Raw genomic sequence first — 21935 nt, 5'->3', positions numbered from 1 at the left:
ATGAAAGCTGTAAATAAAATGATTTCCGCCAATTTTCTGTTTGGTCTGGGGCTGTTTTGTACCAGTATGGTCTATGCTCAATCCATTGTTGTTGAGGGTGCGGTTCCCAATGAAGCCAGTAAACAAGCAATTTTGCAAAAGCTATCTGCTGTTTATGGTGCCGAACAAATTGTCGATAAGATTCAGATTCGTGCTGTAACTACACCAGCGGACTGGAATGAAAGCGTGACCAGAGTCATCACCCCTGACCTAAAAAAGGTGAGTGTAGGAAAATTAGCCATTAAGGGAACTCAAGTCGAATTATCTGGAAAATTAAATAATCCAAATGAGTTGCAACCAATCACTTCAATGTTTCAGTCATTGGTGCAACCTCCATATCGTTTGAATGCCACACTTACAGTGAATCAATCAGAGCAAAAAATTGTAGATGATGCTTTAAAGGATCGTATTGTCGAGTTTGAATCTGGCAGTGCCATTTTAACGGTGACGGGAACCAAAATTCTGGATGAGATGGCTGTTGCATTAAATAAAGTGCAAGAAAAGAACGTCAAAATTATTGGGCATACGGATAGCTCAGGGGATGCCAAGAAAAATGAACAGTTGAGTTTGGCTCGGGCAGAAGCAGTGAAAACCTATTTGGTTAGCAAGAGCATAGTAGCTGGACGTCTGAGTACTGCAGGCTTAGGCTCTGAAAAACCAGTTGCAGACAATGCGACTGCTGAAGGGCGCAAGAAGAATAGAAGAATTGAGTTTGAAGTTTTATAGTTTTGGAGAATAAAGTATGGCGACGCCTTATATTACGGTTGGATGTCCAACGACGGGTGGCGGAAAAGTCATCTCAGGGCAATCAACCTACACGATTGAAGGAATTGCAGTGGCGTGTGTGGGCGATAAAGCAACTTGTCCTTTACATAAAGTGGTTGCCACCATTATTTCGGGTGATGCGCATATGTTGGTCATGGGGAAAGCAGTAGCACGTGTAAATGATGGATTATCATGTGGCTGCAAGTTATTGCCTAAGCAAAGTCTGGTCCAAGGTGCGAACTAATTTAAAAATAGGGACTTGTCTAAATGGCTCTGCTTCTAACATATGCATCCATATGCTTGGTTTCGGCTTAGGTAAAGTTGGAAAAATATTCAGCCATTCATGCGACAAATGCCTTGTAGCGACACTTGACTGTTGTTACATTCACACGAATTTTGCAGTACTTAAGTAGAGAAGAATGTCACATCGTTTAGCCACCATGATCGGGCTCTGTGCCATCTTATTGTGGGCTTCTATCGTCGGATTATTACGACAAGTGACGGAGGGTTTTGGTCCAATTTTAGGGGTCTGCCTAATTTACAGTTTAAGTTCTATAGTATTACTCATTCTATTTAAACCGCCTAAGCTACATTTATTTCATAAAACTTATCTCATTTGGGGCTCAATTTTATTTGTTTCCTACGAACTTTGTTTATCGCTTTCTCTGGCTTTTGCACAAAATAGTCAGCAAGCGGTTGAAGTCAGTATTTTGAACTATTTGTGGCCAAGCCTGACGGTTCTGCTTTTAATTTTAACCAAAGAGCAGAAGTTTCATCCTTGGGTGATTGTGGGAGTACTGCTCACTTTATTGGGCATTATTCAGGTTCAGGTCGGGAATGGTGAATTTAGTATTAGACAGCTCACGCGGAATTTTGCCACGAATCCGATCAGTTATGTCTTAGCATTTCTTGGGGCGTTTATCTGGGCGGCATATTGCACAGTGACCAAAAAAATTGGGAATGGTCAAAATGCCATAGCCTTGTTTTTCTGTTTGACTGCTGTCGCATTATGGCTCAAGTATCTTTGGATCGGAGACTTCGTTATTCCAGAAGTTGAATGGCATAGCTATCTGTATTTAGTGTTTAGTGCTGCTGCTTTTGGACTCGGGTATGCAGCATGGAATATTGGAATTTTACACGGCAACATTCAGCTTCTCACCGCAGCGTCATATTTCACTCCAATTATTTCCTCACTCATTGCTATGCAATTGCTCAGTATCGAACTGACTTGGTCATTTTGGCAGGGCGCGGCTTTGGTTACAGGGGGATCTTTTTTGTGTTGGTGGTCTACCCGAGTTCGAGCCTAAAAAAGGAGATGATGACATATCCTTTGCTTAACGACTTTATAAACAAACTCAATTATTTCGGGAAAATAAAGGATGCAATTAAACGTCCCCCCCAGTCCTTCGCACTACCTGTGGTATCTTCAGCCCAATAACGAATACCGCCACCAAGACTAATTAATTGTCCATTAAAGTTTACAATTTTAGTTGCGGTGAAGTTAATCGGAATGGTTGCATCTTCACTGTTCCAATCGTAAGTGGTTTCACTGTTTAAGCTAAGGGTCAAGCTACTTGGATAAGTGTAACTCATAAACGGTTGTATGAAGGAACTGCTGATCCCCTCGGCATTGTCTTTATGATCGACAGCCCAAATATGGTTGGCGAGCAAACCAAAAGTCCAGCTATCCACTTGTTTGAGTACAACACCCGTTGGACCAAGTCCCCATTGATCTGCACCCAAGGTTTTTTCAGATGCGGTAGGCAAGAGCATCGCAGGGCCAAAACCCCAAATCAGACCACCAGGTCCTGGTTCCTTAGGTGATAAAAATATGCTTTGTACTGTATCGCCTGTTCCCCAGTCATCATCTCTAGCACCATCACCATAAGTTTGAACAGTAACAGGAAGCACTGTTCTAGAAATGATATTCCAGTCTTCATTTAAGCTCATCGGAATGACGGGCTGAATATTGAGCGTGTAACGCTCGATGTCTTCATTCGCGCCAATATTCTCATCATAGTTAAATTGGAAGGGCATACTAACCATGGCGGCTATAGGGTTGGACAGTTGTTTAGCTAAATCTGCAGTATCCGCAGCATAACTGGTCACACTAAGAAGAGAACAAAAACCTAAACACAAACTTTTTTTCATATTTAACCTCTATTGTTGAGCTGCTTTGATTTCTATCTTCTATAAGGATCAGTTGACTGAAAGTTAGAAAGCAGCAGCATTTTTTGTTTACTTAAGTATTAAAAGGATTCTGATTGTTTGAAACAGCTTAGTACTTCAAAGTGTTGTCGTTGTCCTACCTTTATTCTTGCAGTGTTATATTTATGCAAAGCTTGATTGATCAAGATTTAGTGTAGTATTGGTCAAAATTTATTAATTGTCTACAAATGTAACGAATTTTTTAGTCGCTTCATAGATTTAGCTAATTTGAAAAGTGATTAAATTTTTCTGTAAAGTTGAAATGGGTCAGGTACTTAATTAAGTGGCAATAAAGTGGTGCAAATTTGCTTTATGTGCGTTGCTTTTGCGGAGGTGTTTTTTTTGTGCAAAACAGCATAAATAGCCTTAAATTTATGAAGTAAAGCAGTAAAAAATATCAAATAGTATGTAATGAATAAGTTTTATTGATGAAGCCTAGATAAAATTAGAATTAATTAAATATAAAAAATAGAAAATTCATCCTAATAATGCACCGCATTATGTCATTTATCTTTAGTTGCACTATTTTGGTTCTTTTTGTGGCATAGTTTTAAGCGTAAAAATGAAAATGTTTGAATATGGTGCATTTCATTTTTCAAACAGTATAATAGCTTGAAAGCAAAGTGAAGAAATCTTGCATTCTGATAAATAATTCAATATTTTAGCTTTGCTTTTTGAAAGTTGGTATGACATTTGCTTTATAACTGCCAACTACTAACATGCACTTCACAGGTGCAACAAAAATTCATCGGAGCAAAATGAGCATGGCGAACAAGGTCCTTCAACTCATCCAAGAAAGTGGCGCAAAATGGGTCGATTTCCGCTTTACTGATACTAAAGGTAAGGAACAACACGTAACTTACCCAGCAGATACAATTGATGAAGATACTTTTGAAGACGGTAAAATGTTTGACGGTTCTTCGATTGCGGGTTGGAAAGGCATTGAAGCGTCTGACATGATTTTACGCCCAGATGCTGAAACTGGTTTTATCGACCCGTTCTTCGCTGAGCCTACAGTAGTTGTGACTTGTGACGTTATTGAGCCATCAACTGGTCAAGGTTATGACCGTGACCCACGTTCTATCGCTCGCCGTGCAGAAGAATACCTAAAATCTACAGGTATTGGTGATACAGCATTCTTTGGTCCAGAACCAGAATTCTTTGTATTTGACGAAGTGAAGTGGGACATCGATATGTCTGGCGCTCGTCATACATTAATCGCTGAAGAAGCTGCTTGGTCTACTGGTAAAGACTATGAAGCTGGTAACTCTGGTCACCGTCCACGCGTTAAAGGCGGTTATTTCCCAGTTCCACCAGTTGATTCTTCGCAAGACATGCGTGCTGAGATGTGTAACAAGATCGAAGACATCATGGGCCCAGGTCGTGTAGAAGTTCACCACCACGAAGTTGCATCTTGCCAATTAGAAATTGGTGTAAGCTTCAACACGATGGTACGTAAAGCAGACGAAGTTCAACAGTTCAAATATGCTGTTTGGAATGTTGCGCACCAATATGCTAAAACTGCAACGTTTATGCCTAAACCAATGGTAGGTGACAACGGTTCAGGTATGCACGTTCACATGTCGATTTCTAAAGATGGCAAGAACTTGTTTGCTGGTGATGAATACGCTGGTCTTTCTGAAATGGCGCTTTACTTCATTGGTGGTGTGATCAAGCACGCTCGTGCATTGAATGCCATTACTAACCCTTCTACAAACTCGTACAAGCGTTTAGTACCACACTTCGAAGCTCCAATTATGCTTGCTTACTCAGCACGTAACCGTTCTGCTTCTATCCGTATCCCTTACGTTTCTAGCCCTAAAGGCAAGCGTATTGAAGCTCGTTTCCCAGATCCAATGATGAACCCGTACTTAGGTTTCGCTGCATTGTTAATGGCGGGTATCGACGGTATTCAAAACAAGATTCACCCAGGTGAAGCTGCTGACAAGAACTTGTATGACCTTCCTCCTGAAGAAGAAGCGAAAATCCCTACAGTTGCTCATAGCCTAGATATGGCTCTTGAAGCACTTCAAGCGGACAACGAATTCTTGTTGAAAGGTGGTGTATTCACTAAAGAAATGCTTGATGCCTACATCGAACTTAAAACTGAAGAAGTTCGTCGTTTGAACACGACTACTCACCCAGTTGAATTTGACATGTACTACAGCTTGTAATTCTTTCGAGAAGAATGACTGTAAAAAAACCCGCCTTGTGCGGGTTTTTTTTGTATCATGGCTGCACATAGAAATTCAGTCTTGAAAATTATGGCACAGCGGAAAAAACAAACTGGCTTTTATCCTTGGGTCGATGCAAAAGATCATACCAAAGGTTTCAAATTAAATTTTTCACCAGTGGTGTATATAGAGGTTGCACGTACACCTGAAGGTTACAAGCAAGTTGAGTTTGTTGGTTTAAAGAATCCTGAATTGGCACTGGCTTATGATTATCCTCAAAGTTTTTATTTGAGTGCAGAAGGGCTTATTTTGGTGAAGACCCCACAAGGTAAATTTGAGGTGATTGCAAAAACAGATAATTGTTAAAGCATCATTCAATAAATAAGTTGAATCATCGTTAACCAGTTATACAGATTGATTGCGTAGGTAAATTTATGCAGCAAATTCCAGCGGAACTGAAAACATGGCTGCATGCATCGGGTTCATTAACCCAGCAGTTAACTGATATTGCAGAAGGGCAGTTTAGCGTTAAGCCTGTTAAAGAGCATTTTCAGCGATTAAATTTTATCGATGCAATATGGATGCAGGAACCTTTTCATCACACCTCATGGGTACGGGAAAGCTATCTATATGGCTGTGAATCACAGCCGTGGGTAAAAGCCAAAAGTATTTTTCCCATTCAAAGTTTGCAGCGACGTGCCAGAATCTTTAAACATATTGGTGCTAAACCGATTGGTTGGTTTTTGTTTGATCGGACTGAACCAAAGTGTGAGCGTCGCGTGATCTGGCTTGATGAAGGCTGGACACGACAAAGTTGTTATACTTGGCACGGTTGCAAATTTATTGTGCAAGAAACATTTTTACCTGCATTTCAGCAGTATCTTCGCAAAACCAAATTGTGAAATTTTTTAAAGGATTTTCATGGCTACGGTGCAACAGATTACTTGGCGTGAACGCTTAGAAGCTTATTATTATTTATGTCGTTTTGATAAACCGATTGGTACAGAGTTGGTCTTTTGGCCAACCATGTGGGCATTATGGGTGGCAAATCAAGGCATGCCAAGTTTAGGGATTTTAATTCCCATGATCTTAGGCACTATTTTCATGCGTGCGGCAGGTTGTGCCATCAATGATTTTGCTGATCGTAAAGTCGATGCGCATGTAGAGCGAACCAAGACGCGCCCTTTAGCGACAGGCATCATCAGTGCAAAAGAAGCGATTTATGTGTTTTTGGTCTTGGTTTTAGCCAGTGCCTGCATGTTGTTTTTCTTGCCAATTGAAACTTTTTACTGGTCTTTTGGCGCTTTGTTTCTTGCCTTTATTTATCCCTTCATGAAACGTTATACCCATTTACCTCAAGTGTTTTTGGGTGCAGCATTTTCTTGGTCTATTCCTATGGCGTATACCGCTGTTGGGGTAACTCCAGATTTAACCTGTTGGTTATTGTATTTTGGTAATTTGGCTTGGACAGTGGCGTATGATACCCAATATGCGATTACGGATCGTGAATATGATTTACAGATTGGGGTAAAATCAACCGCTATTTTATTTGGTCGCTATGATGTGCAAATCATTGCTTTGTTGCAGGTGACTAGTCTGATTTTAATTGGAAGTGCTTTATTTATAGAACAACTGCTCATGCCATTTGGATTATTGGCTTTGCTTGTGGTTGCAGGTGATTTTATTTATCAAGCGATTAAAACCAAGGATCGTAATCCGCAAATTTGTTTTTGGGCATTTCGTCATAATCGCTGGGTAGGAATGCTTATTTTTGTTGGAATCTTTTTAGAATTAATTATTTAAAATGACTGAATGGTTAAAGAGTGTCCTATGCAGGGCACTTTTTTTATGCATTAATAAATCTGCATGTAGCTCCGTGCATACAACAACAAAGATGAAAAGGATATTTTATGAAGCGCACAAAAATAGCGTTGGCACTGACAATTGCATTTTCTGGTCTATTTTTAACTGCCTGTCATGACGATGATGATAATGCGGTACAAGAGGCGGATAAAACCTTCTTGAATGAAGGTAATTATTCATTAGACACAATAGACAACTCTTCATCAATTAAAGTCATGACTTACAATATGACCAATGTACAGGGGAAAACGGCAACAGCAACAGCTATGGTTCTTTTTCCAAAAGCGATTCAGCCTAAAGATGGTTATCGGGTAGTGGTCTGGGAGCATGGAACAGTTGGTGGTGGGGATGGTTGTGCACCAAGTAAAAATCTATTGAATCCTCGTTTTAAGATTCTTGCAGATACCTTATTGGCAGCAGGTTATGTAGTGGTTGCTCCAGATTATGAGGGGTTAGGTACATCAGGTATACATCCTTATCTTAACTTGTCGAGTCAAGCGAACTCTGCCATTGCAGCAGTTAAAGCAGCAAAAGATCATTATGGCACGCAGTTAAATGGTGCATGGATGTCGATTGGTCAATCTCAAGGTGGGCATGCGTCATTGGGGACTGCGGAATTTGCCAATACCGATACAAGTTATAAAGGTGCAGTGGCTGGTGCACCAGCGTCAAGCTTAGGAACAATTATTCAAATTTATCTCGACCCGCAGTTGAATCTTGATGAAAATAATCAATCTAAGGGTGTGAATAGATTAGATGAGCAATTACTAAAAGTTCGTTATGCGGTTGCAAACAACTTGATCACAGCAGTACAAGGGCAAGCAATGATTGCTCAAATTGCAGATGGTTATTCTGAGTTGTTAGCTTATGCAGCGTTGACCAGTGCAGGGATTAAAGCCTATCAACCCGATTATGATCTCAAAACTATCTTTACCGCGGGTGCTGCTGATATCGCGGAAAGTGCTTATGGGCGCACAGGTGATGATGGTGCATGCTTAAGCTACGCTGAACCGAATAGTGCTAATGGCTTACAAGAGCAATTCAAAGTTGGAGTATTGGCTTACTTACAAGATCCAGCGCATTTGATTGCAGAATATGGTATTGATTTGAATAAAATCAAAACGGATCCTGTAGTTCAGAAATTTTTACTAGATAACCAACCTGCAACCAATGCCACTGCTGAGAAAGTCATTAAAACACCTGTATTTATTATTCAGGGGGCGAATGATCAAGCTGTATTACCTGTGGTAACTCAGGCTTTATATGCAAATATGAAAACCAATGCAACCAAGTACTTCCCTCAAAATACGTATGCAGATGGATACCAGCTTACCATTGTACCGAATGCAACGCATACCCAGGCGATTGTCTGTAAAAATGCTGCTGCTGTAGATTTCATTCAGAGTAATATGTCAGCAGGAACGGGAATTGTATTAACGGATGTTCAGAAAGATGCCAGTACAAATGTTGAATGTACTGGTCAAATCTAGATTTTTTAAGAAAAATCCGTAGTTGAAAAAGAGTCTCATCATTGAGGCTCTTTTTTGTTATATTGTTGCGCAATTAAACGATCTTAGATTTGAGTTTTTGCGTATGAGCCAACCTGAAGTGAAGAAAAAGTCGATGCCTTGGAAATTAATGGCATTGGGTCTACTCATTCCAGTGTTTATTCTCGGAATGGCACTTTTAGCTGCAAAAAGTGATGCAGAGAATAAAAAGCAATATGACCTAGAGCGTGCGGAAATTCAAAAGCGAGTTGAATTAAGGCAGCAGCAAGAAGCTGCATCGCAAGCAAAAAGTGAATAGGCTTAAATTTTCCAAGATTTTTGCAATCAATTTGAAAGGGTAGAGATTCACTATAGCTTGAAAACTTATACTTATTATTAGTTATGCTTTATATGATTATTTTGCATATCAATATAATAAAACAAGCAATAGTTGTGAATAGTAAATCTCTATAATGAATATCAATTGTTGAATGTGTAATAAGCACGAATTAGTAATCGGTGTTGTCGATGTCAATAAATGAGGAAAGACTTACTCATCTTAAACAGCTTGAAGCTGAGAGTATTCACATTATTCGTGAAGTAGCTGCCGAATTCGAAAATCCGGTGATGTTGTATTCTATTGGTAAAGACTCAGCTGTCATGCTGCATCTTGCCTTGAAAGCGTTCTATCCTGCCAAGCTTCCGTTCCCACTACTGCATGTAGATACAGGTTGGAAGTTCAAAGAAATGATCCAATTCCGCGACAACATGGCGAAAACCCATGGCTTTGATTTGATCGTACATCAAAACAAAGAAGGTCGTGATGCGGGCATTAACCCATTTGATCACGGTAGTTCAAAGTACACGGATATCATGAAAACTCAGGGCTTAAAACAAGCACTGGATAAGTATGGTTTTGATGCTGCTTTTGGTGGCGCACGTCGTGACGAAGAAAAATCTCGTGCCAAAGAGCGTGTGTATTCTTTCCGTGATAATAAACACCGTTGGGATCCTAAAAACCAACGTCCAGAATTATGGAACCTATACAACGGTAAAGTGAACAAAGGCGAAAGTATTCGTGTGTTCCCATTATCGAATTGGACGGAACTCGACATCTGGCAATACATTTATTTGGAGCAGATTCCAATTGTTCCATTGTATTATGCTGCTGAACGTCCAGTCGTAGAACGTAGCGGTACACTCATCATGGTTGATGATGAACGTATGCGTTTGCATGAAGGCGAAGTTCCACAAATGAAATCGGTACGTTTCCGTACTTTAGGTTGTTACCCATTAACAGGTGCAGTCGAGTCAGAAGCGAATACCTTACCTGAAATTATTCAAGAAATGTTGCTCGCGACAAGCTCAGAACGTCAAGGTCGTATGATTGACCATGATGAAGCTGGCTCTATGGAAAAGAAAAAGCAAGAAGGCTATTTCTAAGCGTTACTCAGCATTCGGTTTCAAAGCATTTGTGGAGTTTGAGCAATGTCTCATCAATCAGAATTAATTAGCCAAGATATTTTGGCTTACTTAAAACAGCACGAACAAAAAGACTTATTACGCTTTTTAACGTGCGGTAACGTCGATGATGGTAAGAGTACTTTAATCGGACGTTTACTCTATGATTCAAAATTGATCTATGAAGATCAATTACAAGCTGTAACGCGCGATAGTAAAAAAGTCGGCACAACGGGTGATGCACCTGACCTTGCGTTACTTGTTGATGGTCTGCAAGCAGAACGTGAGCAAGGCATTACTATTGATGTGGCTTACCGTTATTTCTCTACAGAAAAACGTAAGTTCATCATCGCGGATACCCCTGGGCATGAACAATATACGCGCAACATGGCAACAGGCGCGTCAACGGCTGATCTTGCGATTATCTTGATTGATGCACGTTATGGCGTACAAACTCAAACGCGCCGTCATACTTACATCGCGAGCTTGTTGGGTATTAAGAATATTGTTGTTGCGATTAACAAAATGGACTTGGTGGAATTCTCTGAAACTCGCTTTGGCGAAATTCAAGAACAATACCAACAGTTCGTAAGCCAGTTAGATCGCAAACCAAGCAATATTATGTTTGTACCGATTTCTGCTTTGAATGGCGATAACGTGGTAAATCCATCTGCAAATACGCCATGGTATCAAGGTCAAACCTTGATGAGCATCTTGGAATCTGTAGAAATTACCCGTGATTCAAGCAAGAGCGAATTCCGTTTCCCTGTGCAATATGTAAACCGTCCAAACCTCGACTTCCGTGGTTTTTGCGGAACAATTGCACTCGGTGAAGTACACGTTGGCGATGAAATTGTGGCGTTACCTTCAGGTAAAAAGTCTACAGTTAAAGAAATCGTGACTTATGACGGCAACTTAGAGCATGCGATTGCAGGTCAGGCAGTGACTTTAACGTTAAACGATGAAATTGATATTTCTCGTGGTAACGTACTGGTAAAAGCGGGTGAAGAGCCATCTTTATCACGTAGTGTACGTGCGACAGTGGTTTGGATGAATGACCAACCGTTGGTTAAAGGTAAGTTGTATAACGTTAAAATTGGTACTCAAACGGTTCCAGCGAAAGTAACGTCAATTAACTACCGTGTGAATGTGAACACGCTTGAGCATACTGAAGTTGAACAGTTAGAGTTAAATGCAATTGCAGACTTAACCGTTGAATTTGATGCACCAGTGGTATTCGATCGTTACCAAGACAGTCGTTATACAGGTTCATTTATCTTTATTGACCGTTTAAGTAATGTCACAGTTGGTGCGGGCATGGTTGAAGCTGCGGTTGAATGGACTGCACATGCAAACCCAGTTTCTGCTGAAGATCGTGCTGCACGTTTAGGTCAAAAACCAGCAACCGTGACTGTCACAGCAAAAGCACTTGAGCAAGCGCAAGTTTTAGAAAGCTTGTTGATTCAACAAGGTGTTGTTGCAATTGCGAAAGCAGGTTTAACTGCTGAGCAAGTGGCATTGTTGCGTGAAACAGGTGTGGTTGTGATTACTGACCTTGCGGATGCAACGGATGTGAGCTTCGGTACTGAACAAGCTGAAGAGCTTGCAGAACAAATCGTAAAATTGGTTCGTTTATAAGATCCAATGCTAAAAAACCCGCCAATTGGCGGGTTTTTTATGTTTTAAAATTAAATTTTTTGTGCAAAGAGCGTGGCAAAGCGCTGTTTAATCCGTTGTCCATGTTCATCAGTGCGGTGCAGCTCACCGACATTTTCATTATATTTGAGGATAGTCCAATCCTGATAATAGGCTTTGAGCTCACCCGCTTTAAAGCTAAATGGAAAATCAGGTTGAACAGGATAATCTTCTGTGTCCATGGCACAGACAATTAAGTTATATCCGCCTGATTTAGTTGCTTGTTGCATCTGTGCAATCAGCGGTGGAATAGTTTTGGCTTGCAAAAACATCATCACCACGGTGCAATAGATAAAATCATATTGCTCATCAATCTGCTGATTTTCGTTTAAATCACGCAACTGGGTATGAATCTGCTGTATTTGCTCTGCTGCTATAATTTGCTCTAAGCGTTGTATGCTTTGTATATTCACATCCCATGCATCTACTTCAAAGCCGTGCTGACTTAAAAATAGGGCATTGCGTCCAGAACCGCAGCCGACATCCAGGGCTTTACCACCGTGCAAATCAGGTAGAGCGGCTAATATTTCTGAATGCGTAGGCGTGAGTTGATATTTTTTAGTGAACAATTGATCGGCTTGGCAATGGAAACTGAGCTGGCATTCAATATCAGGGCTAAAAGCCACGATACGATGCCAAGCCTGAGGTTCAATCAAAGGGGGCTGCTCGGTCACACTAAAATGATGATTTGAGATTACTTCGCCTTGTTCATTTAGCATGGCAAAGTCTAGTTCACCTTTTAAAATATTGAGTTTTACCCAAGTCCCTTGTTTGGTGTTGTGCGGTTGCTGGAAGACTGTGGGAATGCTGTCATGCTTCCAAACGGAAAGGGTTTTATAACAAACCAGTGATTGCATATAGAGATCCTGTTATTTGGCGCTGTATTTCAGCTAGAAAGAGGTTTTATTTAATCTTGTTCTTCATTCGATCTTAGCCTGATTCGATGACAAATAAAAACAGCGACCGAAGTCGCTGTTTTTTTGCAATTCTATGATTAAGCTTGTTGAATACCTGCTACCAACCAGTCTTGGCTAGAACCCGCAGGTTTAACGAAATGCCAGATTTCAGCAAATGGTTGCGGCAAACTGTTGAGGTCTTCACTGACTGTACCAGTAAAGCGCACACTCACCACATACTGACCATTTTCAGTCGCAGAATCAGTCACCATGGCGTTCAAATTAGAGAACTCAGCTACATCTTGATCGCGGTTTGCCATAATGTCGTTATACATAGACTGATATAAGTCAGGGGTTAAATAACGACGGATTTCTTCAATATTGCTCGCAGTATTCATTGATTGAATATGATTAAAGCGTTGACGTGCAATACGTAAGAAAGCGGCTGGCTCAGTACCATCAGGCAGTTGGTTACCACCGTTGGTATAGGCAGCACCGAATGGCGCATTATTAACTGGTGCTTGGGTTGCAGCACCGCCACCAACTGATTGACCAAAAATATTGGTACTGTCTGTTGATGCACGCGGTGTCGCAGATGCTTGACCCAATGGCGATGCAGCTTGACCGCCATTATTTGGGGCATACGGGTTAGTGGATGTTAGTTTTTTTTTTGCGCCCATCTTGCGGAAAATGAAGAAGGCAACAGCAGCAGCGAGAAGGATCCAGATCCAACTTGGAATTCCGCCTTTTTCTTCTTGGGCGGCTTCAGCTTGGCTAGCTGGACGGTCATCTGCAAGCGCATTTGCAGCAACTGCACCAATGGCAGCACCCGCAACACCCGCAGCAACCATACTACCTACACCTGGACCAGATTTTTGTGGTGCAGTTGCAGGGGCAACAGGTTGTTGTGCAGGAGTTACTTGACGAGGTTGTTGGTAAGACTGGCTGGATGTCGTAGAACGGCTCATGCCATGACTTTTACCACTTCCAGCACGTTTAGCTTCTGCCAAAGGTGCAACCAATAACATCGCTGCTAAAATACCTGCAACTAAACTACGCTGTCGAACTTCCATTCAATTTTCCTATAAAAATGATAAATAGCCCTGTATTTATGCAGGCATTCGTCATTTTTTTCAATAAGAAAAAACAATTTTTTTTTTTAATTTTGCATAATTAAATTTTAATGCAGCACTTATTTACTCTGCGAGATTCATGGCTTCGGTCAAGGCTTCATGTAGCCGTGCAACTGCAATAATTTGCACGCCTGCAATTGCTTTTTGTGGTGCATTGCCACGAGGGACAATAATGTATTTGAAACCATGTTTAATGGCTTCTTTTAGACGTTCCTGTCCATTCGGCACGGGTCGTATTTCACCAGATAAACCAACTTCACCAAAAACTGCCAATTGCTGTGGTAATGCTTTTCCTCTTAAGCTCGATGCACAAGCTAAGAGTACGGCTAAGTCTGATCCTGTTTCGGTAATTTTTAAACCTCCGACCACATTCACATAAACATCTTGTCCAGAAGTTTGCACACCACCATGACGATGCATCACTGCCAGTAACATGTTTAAACGGTTTTGCTCTAAACCTAAGGCAACGCGGCGAGGTTGTCCATGTGCATCATCGACCAAGGCTTGGACTTCAACTAAAAGAGGTCGTGTGCCTTCACGGCTGATCATCACAATAGAACCTGGAATGGCTTCATCATAGCGACTCAGAAAAATTGCGGAAGGATTAGCAACTTCACGCAAGCCTTTATCGGTCATGCCAAATACACCCAGTTCATTGACTGCACCAAATCGGTTTTTGACTGCGCGAATCATGCGGTAACGCGAGTCAGATTGGCCTTCAAAATACAGCACGCAGTCGACCATATGTTCAAGTACGCGAGGTCCTGCCAAAGCACCTTCCTTAGTGACATGTCCGACAAGAAACAGTGCCGTACCGCTATTCTTGGCAAAACGAGTAAGCAGGGCAGCGGATTCGCGAATTTGTGAGACACCCCCCGGCGCTGATTGCAAAGTTTCAGTGTAGAGGGTTTGAATAGAGTCTAGAATGGCAACTGCAGGGCGTTCATGAGCCAGTACCTCACAAATTCGCTCTACACAGGTTTCAGCCATGACTTTAAGTTGATCAGTCGGCAGATCTAGACGCTGCGCACGCATGGCCACTTGAGATAAAGATTCTTCGCCTGTGACATAGAGGGCAGAACTTTTAGCTGAGGCCATATGAGTTGCGGTTTGTAACAGGATGGTAGATTTACCAATACCAGGGTCACCCCCAATGAGTACCACGGAGCCCGTGACTAACCCGCCTCCTAATACACGGTCAAATTCACCAATACCCGTAGCGAGACGGGTTTCATGTGAGACTGAAACCTGATTTAATGTGGTCACACTGGCGGCTTGTCCTGCATAACCACCGCCTATTTTAGGTTGGGCTCGGTGCGTGATGGCAGGTTCAATTCGTACTTCAACCAGACTATTCCATTCTCCGCATTCGGAACATTGTCCAGCCCATTTGGAATGGTCAGCGCCACATTGTTCGCAGCGATATACAGTTTTAATTTTTGCCATAAATAAAATTGAAAATAATCTGTAAATTAGTTAAAAATAGTAATTACGAAAACTACTCAATAAGTTGGTGTAATTCTTAAGGAATAAGAAGTATCGCTGTTTGTCGTAATTTACTGGTTAAAGGGAAGTGCTCAGAAAAATAACATGATCTAAGACTTTTACAAGTAAGAAGCAGTGTGTTTTTGAGTCAAGATATTCGTTCAGTTCACTTTTCCAAGGAAGGTGTTTGAGCATTTGTATATTTCTTGTCATGACACAGATATTGAATGGCATAAATATTGCTCATGCTCAGACAAATGAAAATAAAGCAGTTGCTACATTTTCAAATTATATAAAAGGTTGATGTCTATGAGTGCAGCAGAAATTGTTGATTGGGTAAATGGTATTATTTGGAGCAAGGCTCTAATTTATTTATGTTTGGGGGCAGGTTTATTCTTCTCTATTTTGACGCGCTTTGTACAAGTGCGCCAAATGAAAGAGATGGCAAGATTATTATTTAGTGGTTCATCCTCAGAACAAGGGATTTCATCTTTCCAAGCGTTAGCAGTTTCCCTTTCAGGTCGTGTTGGTGTTGGTAACATTGCTGGTGTTGCTGCTGCAATTGGTTTTGGTGGTCCTGGTGCAGTCTTCTGGATGTGGGTTGTGGCATTTTTGGGTGCCAGTACAGCCTATGTTGAATCAACTTTAGGTCAAATTTATAAAGTTGAATATCAAGGTCAATACCGTGGTGGACCAGCATTCTATTTCGATCGCGGTTTGGGTCAACGCTGGTTAGGTATTCTATTTGCGATTGCGGCAATTATCTCTTGTGGTTTATTCCTACCAGGTATTCAAGCCAATGCAGTTGGAAATGCATTTACCCAAATCACTGGGCAAGGTTCTATTGTTTTTGGTGATATTGGTGCCTACAAGCTATTGGCTTTAGTCGTTATTTTAACCTTATTAGCAATCATTATTTTTGGTGGGATTAAGCGTATTGCACGCTTTGCTGAATTTGTCGTTCCATTTATGGCGGCAGGTTATATTCTAATGGCATTAGTGATTGTTGGGATGAATATTCATGAACTTCCTGGTGTAATTAAACTGATCTTTGCTGATGCGTTCACGCCAATGGCGGGTATTGGTGCTGCAATTGGTTGGGGGGTAAAACGTGGTGTTTACTCAAACGAAGCAGGTCAGGGTACAGGTCCTCATGCAGCGGCAGCAGCAGAAGTTCAACATCCCGCTCAACAAGGTTTTGTTCAAGCATTCTCTGTTTATGTAGATACCTTATTCGTCTGCTCTGCAACAGCATTCATGATTCTAATCACAGGCATGTATAACGTTCAGGGTACTTTAGAAGCGGGCCAATTTATTGTTCAAAACATCGGTGCAACGGTTGAAATTGGTTCGCCAGCATTCACCCAAATGGCAGTAAGCACAGTCTTTGGTGGTTTTGGTCAAATCTTTGTGGCTTTAGCCGTATTCTTCTTCGCCTTCACTACGATTGTTGCTTACTACTATATTGCTGAAACCAATATTGCATATTTAAGCTATATCACCAAAACACCATCGTTATTGTTTATCACTAAATGTTTTATCATGATTTCAGTAGCTTACGGTGTAATCAGTGCAACGGGTTATATTTGGGGTGTGGGTGATATTGGTGTGGGCTTAATGGCTTGGATTAACATCATTGGTATTATCTTGACCTACTTTGTCTGGAAGCCAACCATGAAGGCATTGAAAGATTATGAGCAACAGCAAAAGGCTGGGGTAAAAGAATTTACGTTTGATCCTGTTAAATTGGGCATTCGTAATGCGACTTACTGGGAAGAACGTTTAAAGAAACAACAAAACAAACAATAGAACGTTCTCATACTAGAATTTAGTAAAACTTAAGAAAGCAGCCGAAATGGCTGCTTTCTTTATTTCAAATCTTGGGATTTATATAAACTGATGTGTCAAAAAAGTGCATTGTATTGCCCTAATCTTGTGCGTATTATCGGCGCTAATTGTATTAGGCGTGACTGCTGAACGATACAGACATAGTTGTTTAGCTTAGATTGACCCAAAAACTTACATAGCGAAGGCATGCTTAAAAATAGTGCAAATGTGTAATTTGGATTAATTTGGTTAAAAAATCTTAAAGGATTAATAGAGAGTTTCTATCACGATGTTAAATCAAAACTCGAATGAGTCTGCTGCACAAGGCGAACTCCATCGTAGTTTGTCGAATCGACATCTACAACTGATTGCTATTGGTGGGGCAATTGGTACAGGTTTATTTATGGGGTCAGGGAAAACCATTAGTTTGGCGGGTCCCTCGATCTTATTCATCTACATGATCATTGGTTTAATGGTGTTCTTCGTCATGCGTGCATTGGGCGAATTACTGTTATCCAACCTGAAATATAAGTCATTTATTGATTTTTCCACGGACTTGATTGGTCCTTGGGCGGGCTATTTTGTGGGTTGGACCTACTGGTTGTGCTGGATCACCATTGGTATTGCGGACTTGTCTGCCATTATCTACTACTTACAGTTCTTCAATAATGGACTGCCGTTTAGCCCTGTTGAAGGTGCAATGATTAGTGTTGCTGCGATTATCTTCATTATGGGCTTGAACCTCATGACGGTAAAACTGTTTGGTGAGCTTGAGTTCTGGTTTGCGCTGGTCAAAATCATTGCGATTGTGGTGTTGATTGCTGTCGGTCTGTGGATGATTTTCACTGGCTTTACCTCGACATCGGGTGAAGTCGCATCATTCACGCATTTGTGGGCGAATGGTGGTATGTTCCCGACTGGGATGGGAGGTTTCTTGGCAGGCTTCCAGATTGCCATTTTTGCCTTTGTTGGGGTGGAATTGGTGGGTACTACGGCTGCAGAAACCAAAGACCCTGAGCGTAACTTACCCAAAGCAGTCAACTCGATTCCAATCCGTATCATCATTTTCTATGTGTTTGCACTCATCATTGTGATGTCAGTTACACCATGGAATAAGATTAATCCAGACGTTAGCCCATTCGTGAACTTGTTTAGTCAAGCGGGTATTGCGGCGGCAGCGATTATCATGAACTTGGTCGTACTGTCTTCTGTAATGTCTTCAATGAACAGTGGTGTATTCTCAACCAGCCGTATGTTGTTTGGTCTGTCACGAGAGAAACAAGGTCCACAAGCTTTTGGTCATTTAAACAAGCGTGCAGTTCCTGCAAACGCATTGTATTTCTCTGCCATCTGTTTGCTAGCTGGTGCCGCATTACAGTATTTTGTTCCAAATACCGTAGAAGCCTTTACCTTAGCAACCACACTGTCTACCATTTTATTTATTTTGGTTTGGTTGATCATTTTGTGGAGCTATTTGGTGTATTACAAAACTCGCCCAGAATTACATGCCAAATCGACCTTTAAATTACCAGGTGGACCTTTCACGTGTTGGGTCGGGATTGTATTTTTTGTTGGCATGATTTTCGTGTTGTCATTAGAACCTGATACCATGAAGGCGTTAATGGTCAGCCCAATCTGGCTCATCATTCTTGCGATTGGCTATTTTGGTTTTTATAAGCCTAAACAAAAATAATCATTTGCTGTATGTTAAAACGTCAGTTGAATACTGGCGTTTTTTTATGTCTGGCGATAATCTCTAGCGTTTAATGCTTTGGTCAACGCGTTGATCGGGTTATACTTCGTTAAAATTTGAGATAGGTGGTCAGATGCGTCGCGTCATTTGCTGCATAAGTGTATTGGTATTGGGATCTTCATTAATCGGTTGTGGTCAATCGGGAGCTTTGCAATTACCAAGCAATCCAAATTATGACAAACGTGCAAAATATTTGTTACATTCAAACGTAGAGTCTGGTCAAAAAACTGAGCAAGTCCAATCGACTGAGCCAGCAGAACAACAGGCGACTATCGAATCGAAAACTTCTACACCTTAAATTGTCACTGAAAGGACATCTTCATGAGTTTTACCCGCATTAATGGGGTATTGCACGCAGAGCAGTGTTCCCTAGAACAGCTTGCGCAGCAATATGGCACGCCACTGTATGTGTATTCAAAAGCCACTTTTGAAAAGCATTATTTAGATATGGATCGTGCATTTGGTTTTATCGATCATCAAATTTGTTTTGCGGTAAAGTCTAACTCAAATATTGCGGTACTCAATGTCTTAGCCAAGTTAGGTTGCGGCTTTGATATTGTGAGCGGCGGTGAACTGGCACGTGTCTTGGCAGCAGGTGGCGATGCGTCTAAAGTGGTGTTTTCGGGTTTAGGTAAAACCGAAGCCGATATTCAAAAGTCTTTAGAAGTGGGTATTGCCTGTTTTAATGTTGAGTCTCATGCGGAATTAGATCGTATTCAGAAAGTAGCTGCTGCTTTAGGTAAAAAAGCGCCGATTTCATTGCGTGTCAATCCAGATGTAGATGCGAAAACACATCCGTATATTTCGACAGGTTTAAAAGAAAATAAATTTGGTATTCCTTCTGATACCGTATTTGAAACGTATCAATATGCGGCGACTTTACCGAATTTAGACATTATCGGGATTGACTGTCATATCGGTTCACAGTTGACTGAAACCAAACCTTTTGTCGATGCTTTAGATCGTGTCATGCTGATGATTGAGCAGCTTAAAGATTTAGGTATTCAACTGAAGCACATCGATATTGGCGGTGGTTTGGGTGTGACCTATAAAGATGAAGTGCCTCCAACAGTTGAAGAATATGCCAATGCAATGAAACCTACTTTAGAAAAGTTAGGTTTAAAAGTGTATATGGAACCAGGTCGTAGTATTTCTGCCAATGCAGGTGTACTGGTAACGAAAGTTGATTTATTAAAACCAACTAATCATCGTAACTTTGCCATTATTGATGCAGCAATGAATGATTTAATTCGTCCTGCTTTATATGAAGCATGGATGGACATCCAACCCGTGACTCCGCGTACAGATGTTGAAACCTTAGAGTGGGATGTGGTTGGCGCAATTTGCGAAACGGGTGATTTCTTAGGTAAAGAGCGTGATCTAGCGCTGCGTGAAAATGATACCTTGGCAGTCTTGGGTGCGGGCGCATACGGTTTTGTCATGAGTTCAAACTACAATACGCGTGGACGTGCGGCTGAAGTGATGGTTGATGGTGCTGAGTCACATCTGATCCGTGAGCGTGAAACTATAGAATCCCTGTGGGAAAAAGAGCGTTTGTTGCCTTAAGGAGTCACTGAGAATGTTTTTAGAATTTACTAAAATGCATGGTCTAGGCAATGACTTCATGGTAATTGATTTGATTAGTCAGCGTGCTTATTTAGATGCGCTGACGATTCAACGTCTTGCTGACCGTCATTTTGGTATTGGTTTCGACCAGTTACTGATTGTTGAACCACCTGATGTGCCTGAAGCAGATTTTAAATATCGTATTTTTAATGCCGATGGTTCGGAAGTTGAACAATGTGGTAATGGGGTACGCTGTTTTGCGCGTTTTGTGCATGAGCGTCAGTTGACCACCAAAACCAAAATTAAAGTTCAAACCAAAGCGGGTATTGTTGAACCTGAATTGGGTTCAAACGGCTGGGTCCGCGTAAATATGGGCTATCCGAAGTTTTTGCCACAGGAAATTCCATTCTTGGCAGATGAACCTGAAAACTTATATGACCTAGAGTTGGCAAATCAGCAGCAGATCACAATTGATGTGGTGAATATGGGTAATCCGCATGCGGTGACCATTGTACCTGACGTGATTACAGCTGATGTCGCTACGATGGGACCGCAGGTAGAATCGCATGCGCGGTTCCCAGCACGCGTAAACGCAGGTTTCATGCAAATTATAGATGAAACGCATGCACGCTTACGTGTGTTTGAACGTGGTGTGGGTGAGACCTTGGCTTGTGGTACGGGTGCATGTGCTGCTGCTGTATCAGGTATGCGCCGTGGCTTGTTGGCACATCAGGTTGAAATTGAGCTTGCGGGCGGAAAATTGCAAATTGAATGGCGTGATGGTGAAGTGGTGTGGATGACAGGTCCAACGGCTAATGTCTATGAAGGACGCATTGACCTCCGTTATTTCCAAGGCTAAATCTAAAGTCAGTTGAAAAAAGCACTGTCTGCAAGATGGTGCTTTTTTATGGGTGAAAATCAGCTATGCTGCATGAAAAGAGTAAATACAAGAATTGAAACACATGCCAACACTCATTTTTCTTCCCGGTGCTTCAGGAAATACTGCATTTTGGAATCCATTGATTCATCTTCTACCAGACTGTACAGATAAACAGGTCATTGCTTACCCTGATTTTGGTGATGAACCCAGTCAGCCATCAGTTTTCGATTTTGCTAGTTTGTCTGAATATGTTTTGCAGCAGATTCAGTCTGAATGTATTTTGATTGCCCAGTCGATGGGTGGGATTTTCGCAGTACAAGCCGCACTAGCACGTCCAGATTTTGTTAAAGGTTTGGTGCTGTGTGCTACTTCAGGTGGGATCGATTTATCTGCTTTTCAGGTAGAGGACTGGCGCAGTGCTTATCAACAACAGTATTTGCATTATCCAGACTGGTTTGTTAGTGCCCAATTGGATTTATCTCCGCAACTCGAAAAAATCAGTATGCCAGTGTTATTGTTGTGGGGAGATCAAGATCCCATTAGTCCCGTAGCAGTGGGTCAGGCGTTGCAGCATCAACTTCCGCAATCTGAACTACATTTGATTCGTGGCGGTGATCATGCTTTTGCCGAACATTATGCCGAAGATGTTGCTGTTCAGATTCAAAAGTATTTAACCCAGTTTAATGGATTAGTTTAAGGTTGG

21 protein-coding genes are annotated in these 21935 nt (G+C 41.4%); 17 read left to right on the top strand and 4 right to left on the bottom strand.

Annotated elements, in window-relative coordinates:
- The 3 genes from MKI85_RS10925 to yddG all read left to right on the top strand — a co-directional run bounded on the left by MKI85_RS10925 (position 1) and on the right by yddG (position 2111).
- A complete protein-coding gene (locus tag MKI85_RS10925; protein ID WP_241627716.1) occupies positions 1-765 on the top strand; it encodes an OmpA family protein in 765 nt (254 codons plus the stop codon).
- Between the two features lie 16 nt (positions 766-781).
- A complete protein-coding gene (locus MKI85_RS10920) occupies positions 782-1048 on the top strand; it encodes a PAAR domain-containing protein (protein ID WP_142769216.1) in 267 nt (88 codons plus the stop codon).
- A gap of 175 nt (positions 1049-1223) precedes the next feature.
- Positions 1224-2111: an aromatic amino acid DMT transporter YddG gene (gene yddG / locus MKI85_RS10915; RefSeq protein ID WP_241627714.1), complete on the top strand. Its 888-nt coding sequence runs from the start codon at positions 1224-1226 to the stop codon at positions 2109-2111.
- A 52-nt stretch (positions 2112-2163) separates the two neighbouring features.
- Here the strand turns inward: yddG and MKI85_RS10910 are convergent, their stop codons facing one another.
- Positions 2164-2955 (bottom strand): transporter, encoded by a 792-nt coding sequence (locus MKI85_RS10910; protein WP_241627712.1) that lies wholly within the window; start codon positions 2953-2955, stop codon positions 2164-2166.
- An 815-nt stretch (positions 2956-3770) separates the two neighbouring features.
- Between MKI85_RS10910 and glnA the strand changes: the two genes are divergently transcribed.
- The 8 genes from glnA to cysN all read left to right on the top strand — a co-directional run bounded on the left by glnA (position 3771) and on the right by cysN (position 11635).
- Positions 3771-5186: a type I glutamate--ammonia ligase gene (gene glnA, locus MKI85_RS10905; protein WP_241627710.1), complete on the top strand. Its 1416-nt coding sequence runs from the start codon at positions 3771-3773 to the stop codon at positions 5184-5186.
- Positions 5187-5276: 90 nt separating this feature from the next.
- Entirely contained in the window at positions 5277-5552 is a 276-nt protein-coding gene (locus tag MKI85_RS10900; RefSeq protein ID WP_241627817.1) for a hypothetical protein, read from the top strand.
- A 68-nt stretch (positions 5553-5620) separates the two neighbouring features.
- A complete protein-coding gene (locus tag MKI85_RS10895; protein WP_241627708.1) occupies positions 5621-6088 on the top strand; it encodes a chorismate--pyruvate lyase family protein in 468 nt (155 codons plus the stop codon).
- 19 nt (positions 6089-6107) lie between these two features.
- Positions 6108-6989, top strand: a complete 882-nt coding sequence (gene ubiA, locus MKI85_RS10890; protein ID WP_241627706.1) for a 4-hydroxybenzoate octaprenyltransferase — start codon at positions 6108-6110, stop codon at positions 6987-6989.
- Between the two features lie 107 nt (positions 6990-7096).
- On the top strand, positions 7097-8539 hold the full coding sequence (locus tag MKI85_RS10885; RefSeq protein ID WP_241627704.1) for an alpha/beta hydrolase family protein: 1443 nt from the start codon (positions 7097-7099) through the stop codon (positions 8537-8539).
- Positions 8540-8642: 103 nt separating this feature from the next.
- A complete protein-coding gene (locus MKI85_RS10880; protein ID WP_241627702.1) occupies positions 8643-8855 on the top strand; it encodes a hypothetical protein in 213 nt (70 codons plus the stop codon).
- A gap of 215 nt (positions 8856-9070) precedes the next feature.
- On the top strand, positions 9071-9979 hold the full coding sequence (cysD, locus tag MKI85_RS10875; protein WP_241627815.1) for a sulfate adenylyltransferase subunit CysD: 909 nt from the start codon (positions 9071-9073) through the stop codon (positions 9977-9979).
- 45 nt (positions 9980-10024) lie between these two features.
- Positions 10025-11635, top strand: a complete 1611-nt coding sequence (gene cysN / locus MKI85_RS10870) for a sulfate adenylyltransferase subunit CysN (RefSeq protein ID WP_241627700.1) — start codon at positions 10025-10027, stop codon at positions 11633-11635.
- Positions 11636-11685: 50 nt separating this feature from the next.
- Here cysN and tehB read toward each other — a convergent pair whose 3' ends face one another.
- From tehB to radA, 3 genes are all read right to left on the bottom strand, one after another.
- Entirely contained in the window at positions 11686-12549 is an 864-nt protein-coding gene (tehB, locus tag MKI85_RS10865) for an SAM-dependent methyltransferase TehB (protein WP_241627698.1), read from the bottom strand.
- Positions 12550-12686: 137 nt separating this feature from the next.
- The gene (locus tag MKI85_RS10860) at positions 12687-13661 is read right to left on the bottom strand and encodes a Tim44 domain-containing protein (RefSeq protein WP_241627696.1); all 975 of its coding nucleotides are present in this window, start codon (positions 13659-13661) and stop codon (positions 12687-12689) included.
- A gap of 123 nt (positions 13662-13784) precedes the next feature.
- Positions 13785-15167, bottom strand: a complete 1383-nt coding sequence (gene radA, locus MKI85_RS10855) for a DNA repair protein RadA (protein WP_241627694.1) — start codon at positions 15165-15167, stop codon at positions 13785-13787.
- Positions 15168-15515: 348 nt separating this feature from the next.
- On the opposite strand from radA, the gene MKI85_RS10850 reads away from it, so the two are divergent.
- The 6 genes from MKI85_RS10850 to MKI85_RS10825 all read left to right on the top strand — a co-directional run bounded on the left by MKI85_RS10850 (position 15516) and on the right by MKI85_RS10825 (position 21929).
- Complete coding sequence (locus tag MKI85_RS10850) at positions 15516-17015, top strand: alanine/glycine:cation symporter family protein (protein WP_241627692.1); 1500 nt, start codon at positions 15516-15518, stop codon at positions 17013-17015.
- A gap of 307 nt (positions 17016-17322) precedes the next feature.
- Positions 17323-18726 (top strand): amino acid permease, encoded by a 1404-nt coding sequence (locus tag MKI85_RS10845; protein WP_241627690.1) that lies wholly within the window; start codon positions 17323-17325, stop codon positions 18724-18726.
- 133 nt (positions 18727-18859) lie between these two features.
- A complete protein-coding gene (gene lptM / locus MKI85_RS10840) occupies positions 18860-19084 on the top strand; it encodes an LPS translocon maturation chaperone LptM (RefSeq protein ID WP_241627688.1) in 225 nt (74 codons plus the stop codon).
- Between the two features lie 23 nt (positions 19085-19107).
- Positions 19108-20352 carry a diaminopimelate decarboxylase gene (gene lysA, locus MKI85_RS10835; RefSeq protein WP_241627686.1) on the top strand — a complete coding sequence of 415 codons (1245 nt, stop codon included), beginning with the start codon at positions 19108-19110 and terminating at the stop codon, positions 20350-20352.
- A 13-nt stretch (positions 20353-20365) separates the two neighbouring features.
- The gene (gene dapF / locus MKI85_RS10830) at positions 20366-21211 is read left to right on the top strand and encodes a diaminopimelate epimerase (RefSeq protein ID WP_241627684.1); all 846 of its coding nucleotides are present in this window, start codon (positions 20366-20368) and stop codon (positions 21209-21211) included.
- Positions 21212-21314: 103 nt separating this feature from the next.
- Complete coding sequence (locus MKI85_RS10825; RefSeq protein WP_241627682.1) at positions 21315-21929, top strand: alpha/beta fold hydrolase; 615 nt, start codon at positions 21315-21317, stop codon at positions 21927-21929.
- The last annotated feature ends 6 nt before the right edge of the window (positions 21930-21935 follow it).

This window comes from Acinetobacter zhairuonensis, assembly GCF_022601715.1.
In the GTDB taxonomy this organism is placed as follows: domain Bacteria; phylum Pseudomonadota; class Gammaproteobacteria; order Pseudomonadales; family Moraxellaceae; genus Acinetobacter.
The sequence above is the reverse complement of the archived record's forward strand: the minus strand, read 5'-3'. Positions and strand labels throughout refer to the sequence as shown.